General features: G+C 64.6%; 7 protein-coding genes and 1 pseudogene. 4 read left to right on the forward strand and 4 right to left on the reverse strand.

Annotation, left to right across the window (positions count from 1 at the left end):
* The 4 genes from HP547_RS19660 to HP547_RS19675 all read left to right on the forward strand — a co-directional run.
* The coding region (locus HP547_RS19660; protein WP_172287138.1) for an RND family transporter at nt 1–2098 on the forward strand (2098 nt) is incomplete at its 5' end.
* Nucleotides 2099–2249: 151 nt separating this feature from the next.
* Nucleotides 2250–2540 carry a DUF5629 family protein gene (locus tag HP547_RS19665; protein WP_172218561.1) on the forward strand — a complete coding sequence of 97 codons (291 nt, stop codon included), beginning with the start codon at nt 2250–2252 and terminating at the stop codon, nt 2538–2540.
* A complete protein-coding gene (locus HP547_RS19670; RefSeq protein WP_172287139.1) occupies nt 2506–3636 on the forward strand; it encodes a lactonase family protein in 1131 nt (376 codons plus the stop codon). The genes HP547_RS19665 and HP547_RS19670 overlap by 35 nt, the downstream gene beginning before the upstream one ends.
* Nucleotides 3637–3758: 122 nt before the next feature.
* Entirely contained in the window at nt 3759–3938 is a 180-nt protein-coding gene (locus HP547_RS19675) for a hypothetical protein (RefSeq protein WP_172218557.1), read from the forward strand.
* 120 nt (nt 3939–4058) lie between these two features.
* Here HP547_RS19675 and HP547_RS19680 read toward each other — a convergent pair whose 3' ends face one another.
* The 4 genes and pseudogenes from HP547_RS19680 to HP547_RS19695 all read right to left on the reverse strand — a co-directional run.
* Nucleotides 4059–4652, reverse strand: a complete 594-nt coding sequence (locus tag HP547_RS19680; protein WP_172287140.1) for a glutathione S-transferase N-terminal domain-containing protein — start codon at nt 4650–4652, stop codon at nt 4059–4061.
* Nucleotides 4649–8293 carry an AAA family ATPase gene (locus tag HP547_RS19685; protein WP_172287141.1) on the reverse strand — a complete coding sequence of 1215 codons (3645 nt, stop codon included), beginning with the start codon at nt 8291–8293 and terminating at the stop codon, nt 4649–4651. The genes HP547_RS19680 and HP547_RS19685 overlap by 4 nt, the downstream gene beginning before the upstream one ends.
* Nucleotides 8290–9528 carry an exonuclease SbcCD subunit D C-terminal domain-containing protein gene (locus tag HP547_RS19690; protein ID WP_172218551.1) on the reverse strand — a complete coding sequence of 413 codons (1239 nt, stop codon included), beginning with the start codon at nt 9526–9528 and terminating at the stop codon, nt 8290–8292. The genes HP547_RS19685 and HP547_RS19690 overlap by 4 nt, the downstream gene beginning before the upstream one ends.
* A 145-nt stretch (nt 9529–9673) precedes the next feature.
* Nucleotides 9674–10591: pseudogene (locus tag HP547_RS19695) on the reverse strand (BatD family protein); the annotation flags it as partial.

Below are 10591 nucleotides of genomic sequence, written 5' to 3' on the forward strand. Positions count from 1 at the left end.
GACCCTGCGGCAGATCCATGACGAGGTGTTCTACATACCGGGCGTCGACCGCGCCGGGCTGAAGTCACTGTGGAGCCCCAGCGTGCGCTGGAGCGAGGTCACCGAAGAGGGCTTTTCCGGTGGCGAGGTGATCCCCAACACCTACAACGGCTCGCAGGACAGCCTCGACACTTTGCGTGACAACGTGCTCAAGTCCGGCCAGGTTGGGCGCTTGGTGGGCAACAACTTCAAGTCCAGCATCGTCGACGTGCCGCTGCTGGAGAGCTACCCCGACCCGCAGGACCCGGGCAAGCAGGTGAAGCTGGACTACCAGCAGTTCTCGCACCTGCTCGAAGAAAAGATCCGCGACAAGTTCCAGGCGCAAAACCCCAATGTGAAAGTGCACATCGTCGGCTTCGCCAAGAAGGTCGGTGACCTGATCGATGGCCTGGTGATGGTGGCGATGTTCTTCGGCGTCGCCCTGGCCATTACCTGTGTACTGTTGTACTGGTTCACCTGGTGTATCCGCAGCACCATCGCCGTGCTCATCACCACCCTGGTAGCGGTGGTCTGGCAGCTGGGGCTGATGCATGCGGTGGGCTTTGGCCTGGACCCGTACTCGATGCTGGTGCCGTTCCTGATTTTCGCCATCGGTATTTCCCACGGGGTGCAGAAAATCAATGGCATCGCCCTGCAGTCGAGCGGCGCTGACAATGCGCTTACGGCAGCGCGGCGTACCTTCCGTCAGCTGTTCCTGCCGGGGATGATTGCCATCCTCGCCGATGCGGTGGGCTTCATCACCCTGCTGATCATCGACATCGGGGTGATTCGCGAACTGGCGATCGGCGCCTCTATCGGCGTGGCGGTGATCGTGTTCACCAACCTGATCCTGTTGCCGGTGGCCATCTCCTATGTCGGCATCAGCAAGAAGGCGGTCGAGCGCAGCAAGAAAGACGCGACCCGCGAGCACCCGTTCTGGCGCCTGCTGTCGAACTTCGCCAGCGCCAAGGTGGCACCGGTGTCCGTGGTGCTGGCGCTGGTCGCCTTTGCCGGTGGCCTGTGGTACAGCCAGAACCTGAAAATCGGCGACCTCGACCAGGGCGCGCCAGAGCTGCGCCCAGACTCGCGCTACAACCAGGACAACAACTTCATCATCAGCAACTACTCGACCAGTTCAGATGTGTTGGTAATCATGGTCAAGACCCCGTCCGAGCAGTGCTCGGTGCACGCGACCATGGCGCCGATCGACGAGCTGATGTGGACCATGCAGAACACGCCCGGCGTGCAGTCGGCAATTTCCCTGGTGACTGTGTCCAAGCAGGTGATCAAGGGTATGAACGAGGGCAACCTGAAATGGGAAACCCTGTCGCGCAACCCCGATATCCTCAACAACTCCATTGCCCGCGCCGACGGCCTGTACAACGGCGATTGCTCGCTGGCGCCGGTGCTGGTGTTCCTCAACGACCACAAGGCCGAAACCCTGGAGCGGGTCACCGCTGCGGCCAAGGCGTTTGCCGACAGCCATAACAAGGAAGGCCTGCAGTTCCTGCTGGCGGCGGGCAACGCCGGGATCGAAGCAGCGACCAACGAAGTGATCAAGTCGGCCGAGCTGACCATCCTGATCCTGGTGTATATCTGCGTGGCGGTGATGTGCCTGATCACCTTCCGTTCGTTTGCCGCCACTTTGTGCATCGTGCTGCCGCTGGTGCTGACCTCGGTGCTGGGCAACGCACTGATGGCTTACATGGGGATCGGGGTGAAGGTGGCGACCTTGCCGGTGGTGGCGCTGGGGGTGGGCATTGGCGTGGACTATGGCATCTACATCTACAGCCGTCTGGAAAGCTTCCTGCGTGCCGGGCTGCCGTTGCAGGAGGCCTATTACGAAACCCTGCGCTCGACCGGCAAGGCGGTGTTGTTCACCGGGTTGTGCCTGGCCATCGGGGTGTGCACCTGGATCTTCTCGGCGATCAAGTTCCAGGCGGACATGGGGCTGATGCTGACCTTCATGCTGTTGTGGAACATGTTTGGTGCGCTGTGGTTGTTGCCGGCGCTGGCGCGGTTCCTGATCAAGCCTGAGAAGATGGTGGGCAAGGAAGGGGGATCGATTTTCGCCCATTGAATCGCAGGGGGCCGCTGTGCGGCCCATTCGCAGCACAAGGCTGCTCCTGCCAGGGCGTTCGCGATCTGCTGTAGGAGCAGCCTTGTGCTGCGAATGGGCTGCAAAGCAGCCCCAAGGCTATAATGCCGGCTCATTTCAAATTGGTACCTCCATGTCCCCCCTCGCCACCGCCCTGCAGTCTTGCGACATGCTCCTGATCGACGGCCTGCATGCCTTCGACTTCACCAGCGACGAAACCGGCCTGACCATCGAATGCATGGACGGCCGTCAACTGCGCCGCTGGTCTTTCACCTCTGAACAAGTCGCCGCCGCCATCGCCAACGGTGACGAATGGCAGCTCGACGATGCCAATGGCGAGCATCGGCTAGTCTGTATGAGTGCCTTTCGTGCCCCGGATGAAGACCAAGATGAACCGGATCTGGACCAGCCTGCTGACCGCTAGCCTGATGAGCCTGACTTTCAACGCCCATGCCGCCACGTTGCTGGTCGGTAGCTACACCGATGGCGCCAGCCACGGTATCTACCGTTACCAGTTCGACGAAAAAACCGGCCATATCGACCCCATGCCGCAGCAGGTGGTGAAGAGCGTCAGCCCGTCGTGGCTGGTGCTGTCGGCCGATCAGCGTCAGCTGTTCACGGTCAATGAAACCCCCGGTGGTCACGCCAGCAGTTTCAGCGTCAGCACCAAGGGCGAGATCAAGCCCCTCAACCAGGTGACCACCAAGGGCGACGAGCCAACTCACGCCAGCCTCAGCCGTGACCAGCGTTACCTGTTCGTGGCCAACTATGCAGTTGCACCCGACCCCGGTGGCAGCCTGGTGGTGATCCCGGTGGCCAAGGACGGCAAGCTCAAGCCGCTGGTACAGCAGTTGCGGCACAAGCCCAGCGGCGTCAACCCCGAGCGCCAGGCCGGTGCTCACGTGCATTCGCTGGTACTGTCGCCCAACGGCCAGCATGTCTACGCCTGCGACCTGGGCGCAGACAAGGTGTTCATCTACAGCTATGACGGTGCCAGCGTGGACAAGCCATTGAGCCCGGCAAGCCCTGCTGCGGTGGACTTGCCGCCGGGCAGTGGACCCCGTCATTTGCTGTTCGACGCCAAGGGCCGGCATGCCTACCTGACGCTGGAAATGAGCGGCGAAGTGGTGATGTTCGACGTCAAGGACGCTGCGCTGCTCCCGCGCCAGCGCTTGCCGCTGACCGAACAGCCGGATGCGGCAGCCAAGGCGGCGGGGGGGCTGCACCTGTCGGCCGACGGGCGCTTCCTGTATGTCAGCAACCGCGGCACGGCGAACCAGATCGTGGTGTTCAGTGTGGGCAAGGACGATGGCCAGCTGACGCTTCTGCAGCGGCGGTCGGTAGAAGGCGATCACCCGCGCGAGTTTGCCCTCGACCCGAGTGACAACTTCCTGCTGGTGGCCAACCAGAAGAGCAACCAGATCGTGGTCATGCGCCGCGATCCGCGCAGCGGCAAGCTGCTGGAGACGGTGCAGACGCTTAAGCAGGAGGCGCCTTCGGACCTGAAGTTCCTGGAGTGATATCGATCGGCGTGATAATCGATACTGCCGCAATGAATTTTTGCATGCGGCCTCTGCGGCGTAAGTTTGATCCAAGGCCCAAACGGGCCACCGTCAAACCACCGCCGTCGAGGTCAGCCCAGATGAACTTCAATCTCTTCCCGGTCATCGCCGCATCCGCCATTTCTGCCTCAGTGGTACTGCCCACGCATGCCCATGCCGATTCCACTCGCAAGGCATCCGCAAACCACAGCTACACCGAGCAGTACCTGCGCCAGAGTGCCAACTTCCACGCGGCCCTGAGTGGCAAACATAACCATTGAATCCTGTACTGGCCCTATCGCCGGCAAGCCAGCTCCCACAAGGGATATGCAGGCCTCACGCCCAGCGCGGTACCTGTGGGAGCTGGCTTGTCGGCGATAGGGCCAGTGCAGGAGCAGATTTCATTTGGCCATGACCGACTTGAACAGCTCCGAAGCCAGCCACCTCTCCAGCCAGCTCCGCACCCGCGGATAAGCCGCCTCGGCGAACCACAGCGGTTCGACCCCGGCAAACTGGCGCATCAGGGGTAGCAACGCGGCATCGGCCAGGCTTGGATGGTCAGCCAGCAAGTTGCCCCGCCCATCCAGCAGGCCTTCGAGCTCCGCCAGCCAGGCCTCGGCCTGCAGGCGGTAATGCTGGCGGGAATGCTCGGGATAGCGCTCGGCATACTTGTACAGGTTTACCTGCACCTTGAACGTGCTGTCATTGCGCGCAATCAGATCCTCAGCTTGCTGCGCTGCGGCCGGGTCGCCTTGTAGCCGCCAGTCCTGCGGGTCGTTCTGCTCCAGCGCCCAGCGCATGATATCCAGGCTTTCCTCCAGCACCCCGGCACCGGTGTCCAGCACTGGCACCGTGCCCTTGGGCGACAAGGCCAGCAATTCTGCCGGCTTGTGCTTCATCGCCACCTCGCAGATCTGCACCTGGCACCCGGCATAGCGCAGTGCCAGGCGCGCACGCATGGCCCATGGGCAGCGGCGGAACGAGTAGAGAATCACCCGCACACCTCCACATCGCTCAGGCCATTGCCCTGACGACGCACCTGGATCTGCACCGGGATGCGTTCGTGCATCTCCTGTACATGGGAAATTACCGCCACCTTGCGGCCCTGGGCCTGCAAGCCATCGAGGGCGTCCATGGCCAGTTGCAGCGACTCGGGGTCGAGGCTGCCGAAACCTTCGTCGATGAACAGCGATTCGATGCGCAGGGTGCTGGAAGCCATCGAGGCCAGGCCCAGGGCCAGCGCCAGCGACACCAGGAAGGTTTCACCGCCCGACAGCGAGTGCACCGAGCGCAGCTCGTCGCCCATCTCGGTGTCCAGCACCAGCAGGCCGAGGGCGCTGCCGCCGCGCTTGAGGCGATAGCGCCGGGCCAGTTGGCGTAGCTGGGCGTTGGCGTGGTGCAGCAGCAGGTCGAGGTTGTAGCCCTGGGCGATTTTGCGGAATACATCGCCCGAGGCTGAACCGATCAGCCCACTCAGGCGCGCCCAGCGTTGCCACTGCTGGTGGGCCTGCTCGATTTCTGCTGCCAAGGCCTGGGAGGCCTGCTGGCGACGTTGGTCGTCGGCCTGCTGCGCACGCAATTCGGCGCATTGCTGCTCATGGCCGGCCAGGCGTTCGCGCAAGTCGGCCAGGGCTTGCTCCAGGGCTTCGGCCGAAGTTTCCACGGTGGTTTGCGCGGCGTGGTGCTGCAGGCGCTGTTCGCGCTCCTGCAGGAGCACGCGACCCTGCTCAATGGCTTTTTCGGCGCCTTGCAGGCGCTGGCGCAGTTCACTGACCTGGGCATCGTCCATGGCCAGCAATCGATCCAGCCCGGCGTCATCCAGTTCAGGGTGTTCGCTGCGCCACTGCGCAATCTGCCCTTGCAACTGCTGGCACTCGTTGTCCAGCGCCTGATGCTGTTGAGCATTGGCGTTGAGCTCGCTGGCCAGCTGCACGCCCTGGGTGCGCAACGCCTGCAGGCGCTGGGCGGTGTCGGCGTCGAGGGCGCGCGCGTGCTCCAGCGCGGCGTCCATGTGCTGTTGCCAGGCTTCGGCGCTGGCATGTTCGCCCAGCAGTTCGGCCAGCGAAGCCTGGGCCTGCTGGCGCTGCTGGTCGAGTGTGGCGAGTTTCTGCTGCAATTGCTGCAGCGCCTGTGCGCGCGCCTGTTGCTGGTCGCGCAGCTTGTCCAGCTGAGCTTGACGGGCTTGCTGTTCCTCCTGCTCGTCCTTGCGTTGTTCCAGTTGTTGCAGGCGCTGGGCGATTTGCTGATCGAGGGCGAGAAAGGCATTGGCCGGGTCGTCGTTCAAGGCCTTGAGGGCTTCATCGGGCAACACGCCGGCCAGGTCGTTCAGGCCTTGCTGCAGCTGCTGCTCGTCGTTTGCGAGGGCCTGATGCTGTTGCTCCAGATGGCGCTGGGCCTGCTGTTGGGCATCGTGCGCGGCTTGCAGCTGCTGGTTGAGGCGGGCGGCGTCGCGTTGCAGGGCGAGCAGCGCGCTCTGGCGCTTCTCGTCCTGGTTGATCACTTCGTCCAGACGCCGTAGCTGGCTGTCCAGCCAGGCGCGGCGGGCCTTGTCGTCCTGCGGCGCAAGTGCCGGCCACAGGCTGTGCGCCTGCACCTCGGCCATCAAGGGTTGCAGCTGCTCATCCAGTTGCTGCTGTTGCTGCTGATAATCCTTGAGCTGGGCGTTGATCACCCCCAGCTGGGTGCGCAGCTCCACCAGCGTGCTGTTGAGGTTTTCCACCTGCTTTTGCGCGGCGGCTTCTTCTGCCTGGTCATGGCGACCCAGGCTTTGCAGCAGCGCTTCGGGTTGATGGAAGGGATGCTCGGCGCTGCCGCATACCGGGCAAGGCTCGCCGTCGCGCAGTTGGGCACGCAGCTCTTCGACGCTCGTGTTGCGCGCCAGGCGCTGGCGTTCCAGCAACTGGCGGGTGAGGTTGAGCGCCTGCTCGGCGGCTTCCAGTTCGGCCTTGGCTGCGGTGCCCTGGCTGATCAGCTGCTGGCGCTGCTGCATGGCCTGCTGCTGGCGCTCGCGCACGGCATTCAGCTGTTGGCGCAGCTCCTGTTCACGGCCATGAAGGCGCGCGAGCACTTCAACGGCGCGTTGCTGCTTGCGGTTTTCCTGCAGCATGCTGCCCAGCAGGTCGATCTGCTCCGCCAGGGCCTGGGGCTCGGCCTTGGCCTCGCGGAACAGCAGGTCATGGGCGTCACGCTCGGCTTGCAGGTGCACATTGGCCTGGCTGGCCAGAGCTTGCAGGCCGGGCAGTTCTTCACGGCCTTTGGCCAGGCGGGCGCCGATCTGCATCACCTGCTTCAGTTGCGGCAGGTAGGCGTGCCAGGCGTTGGCCAGGCCCGCCAGGTGCTGGCTGTCGGCGAGCGCCGTGTCGATCTGTGCCAATTGTTGCAGGCTGCGCTGCTGATTGGCCTCCAGCTGCTGCACGTGCTGCTGGCCGTCGGTAACTTCCTGCTCGGCCTGTTGGCGGGTGCTGTGTTGTGTCACCAGCTCCTGATCCAGCCGCGCCAGGTTGTCCTGGACGGCAAAAGCCTGGCGCAGGCGCGGGGCATTTTCGCCGTGCTGTGCCTGCTTATCGGCAAGGGCCTGGCGCGCGGTGACCTGCGCTTGTTCGAGCTCGGTAGTACGCACCTGCAGTTCGGTTTGCTGCTGGTGTTGTTCAGTGATCCTCGTCGCCAGTGGCAGCAACTGCGCAGTCAGCGTCTGCTGGCGGTGAAACTGGTGGCGCTGCGGGGCCAGGCGCTCCAGGCGCGCAAGGTCCAGGCGTGGCTCGGCCAGCTGCTGCCAGTCCTGTTCGGCGGCCTGCAGGGCGTTGCTGGCCTCGCTGTGCTGGGCCTGCAGCTGGCGTTGTTCATTCAGCCAGCTGCGTTGCTGTTCCAGCTGGCGCTCGCCGGCCTGGTCGGCCTTGAACTGCTGCTGCGCCTGCTCCAGCTGCTGGTCGAGCTCGGCACGGGCTTCGGCGGCCATCGGCAGCAGGTGGCTGGCGCGGTCCTTCAGGGCGTTGTGGGTGTCGCCGGCCTCGCGGGCCTTGCTGAAGGCACGTTGGCCCAGGCGGGTGTAAATGGCGGTGTTGGTGAGCTTTTCCAGCAGTTCGCTGCGGTCTTTGTCGTCGGCCTTGAGGAAGGCGCCGAACTCGCTCTGGGCCAGCATCACCGCACGGGTGAACTGTTCGAAGTTCAGGCCCAGACGGGCTTCGACCAGTGCCTTGAATTCGTTCTTGGCGCTGGCCAGCACCTGCTCGCTGTCGAGGTCGTAGAAGCTCTGGCGGCTGAGTTGCAGCTTGCCGTTTGCCTTGTCGCGGGCGCGGTTGGCTTCCCAGCGCGAGCGGTAGCGACGGCCGTCGATGCCGACGAAATCCACCTCGGCAAAGCCGCTGCCGGTGCCACGGCGCAGCAGGTTGCGCGGGTCGGAGGTGGGGATCTCGCCGTCGGCGTCCGGCACCTTAGCCTCGCGGCCAATGTCGTTGAGCCGCGGTACGGTGCCGAACAGCGCCAGGCACAGGGCGTCGAGCAGGGTGCTTTTGCCGGCGCCGGTAGGCCCGGTGATGGCGAACAGGCCGGCACTGGCCAACGGTTCGGCGGTGAAATCGATGTCGATCGGGCCGGCCAGCGATGCCAGGTTCTTCAGGCGAATGGCGAGAATCTTCATGGCTGCTCCTCTTCCAGCTGCACGTCCTGCAACAGCAGGGCAAAGTCGGCCAGCGCCTGCTCGTCGGCGGGGTTGCCGTAGGCCTGTTCCCAGGCCCGGCTGAACAGGTCCTGCGGGGTCATCTGCGACAGTTCGACAAAGGCCAGGCCATCGTCTTCGGCATTGTTGCGGCCGGCGTATTCGGCGCTGATGCGGATCAGCCGCACGGCCTTGCTTTGGAGTGCGCTTTCGATCTGCTGGCGCAGGTCCGGTTGCGGTTCATCCAGTATCACCCGCACCTCCAGCCAGGGCTGGCGGTTGGGGTCTTCGAGCAGGTCGATCACCGGCAGTTCGGCCAGTTGCTGCAGCAGTTCGCCCAGCGGCGCCGGGCCGACCCGTTGCAGCGCCACGGCGCGCGGTACCGGGCGGGGTTCGATGCTGACCAGATCACTGCCGTTCAGCTCCACTTCCAGCACCTGGTGCGGGTAGTTGACTTCGGCGAACGACAGCGGGATCGGCGAGCCACTGTAGCGGATGCGCTCTTCGCGGTTGACCTTCTGCGGCTTGTGCAGATGGCCCAGGGCGACGTAGCTGATGGCCTTGTCGAACAGCTTGGCCGGCAGGGCTTCGGCGTTGCCGATGATCAGGCTGCGTTCGGAGTCTTCCGACACCGCGCCACCGGCCATGTGGGCGTGGCTGATGGCGATCAGCGCCTGGTCTTTCTTGCGCTTTTTCTGCGCGGCGGCGATCAGTTGCTGGTGCACCTGGGTGATGCCCTGCAGGTAGTCGTCACCCAGTTGCGGGCCAGTCACTTCGGCCGGACGCAGAAACGGCAGGGCCAGGCACCAGGCGGCGACCTTGCCACGGCCGTTGGTCAGCGGGATCAGCAGGCGTTCGGCATCCAGCTGGCCCTCGTCCAGCCAGTGCACGCGGCCCAGGGCATGGGTGCGCAGGCGGCGCATGAGCGCGGCGGGCAGCTCGATGCGCGAGCCGGAGTCGTGGTTGCCGGCGATCATCACGATGTCCAGCTTGGGCTGTTGCTCGTGGGCCTGGACGATGAAGTCGTAGAGGCGTTCCTGGGCTTTGACCGGCGGGTTGACGGTGTCGAAGATATCGCCGGCGATCAGCAGCGCATCCGGCTGGCGCAGGCGCAGCTGGCCGAGCAGCCAGTCGAGGAAGCAGGCGTGTTCGAAGTCGCGTTCCTGGCCGTGCAGGCTTTGGCCCAGGTGCCAGTCGGAGGTATGAAACAGACGCATGGATGACCTGTTGGTGTCGAGTCGAGCAAGCGAGGGCTTGGCTGGGGATGGGCGTTGCGTGAAGGGGGTATGGTAACCCAAGCCGGAGAATTGTCGGCAGGCCCATTGTGATCCCCCCCCCCGGATACGCCGCCCACCAGCCGGATCATTTCGGATAAAGCGGCGGCAAGCTGCCATTCTCCCCAGCCGGCACCAACACCTGCTCCGCCGAGGGAATAACCCCGATCGCCCGCCACAAATCCTCCCCCTGCCAATACTGCCCGCTCTCGCTGTACAGCGCCCCGTTCAACCCATCCAGCGCATCCGACAACGGCACAAAGCGCGCTGCCATCTCAGCCAGGGTCTCCGGCTGCTTTCGCGCCCAGGCATCCAGCGCCTGGCGAGTGGCATGGGGATCATTGGCCTGGCACGCGCGCTTGAGGTCATCCAGCAAGGTGCGCGGGCTGGGCCCGGTCTGCGCGGCACGCAGCACCGCCGGTCGCGAGCGCGCACGCCACCACAGGGCAAAGCCCAGCACTGTGCTCAGGGCAAACATCAGGGTGGCCAGCTGCCACGGCCACAGCAGGGCGCTGACACTGCTGCTTTCACCCACCGGCGTGTCGGCGCTCAAGGCCGGGTTGTCCTGCACATCCAGTGTGCGCGCCGGCAGGCTGCTGTGTTCCAGATGGTCTTCGCGGGTGTTCCACCAGGTCACTTCCAGCGCCGGCAGCGCCAGTGTGCCGCTGTGGGTCGGCACCAGCGCTTCACGCTCTTCGCGGTTGGCAGTCATGCCACGCTCGCTGATTTCGTTGCGCAGCAACGGCTGGTCCGGGTAGCGGCGCAGGCCGGTGATTTCGGTGGCCGGCAGCGGTGGCAGCTGGGTGCTGGACAGGCCATCGGCACGCAGCGTGATGTTGCGCGTCAGCGAATCGCCAATCTGCACCTGCTGGGTGCCGGGGTCGGGGTTCCAGTGTTCTTCCAGGGTCAGGCTGCGCGCTGGCAACCACGGCACACCCGCGGGCCAGGCCGGCGGAATCGGCCGCACGGCCAGGCGCAAAGGCAGCGAGCTGACCTGCACCTGGCG

The sequence above is a fragment of the Pseudomonas sp. CM27 genome, assembly GCF_013179515.1.
Classification (GTDB): Bacteria; Pseudomonadota; Gammaproteobacteria; order Pseudomonadales; family Pseudomonadaceae; genus Aquipseudomonas.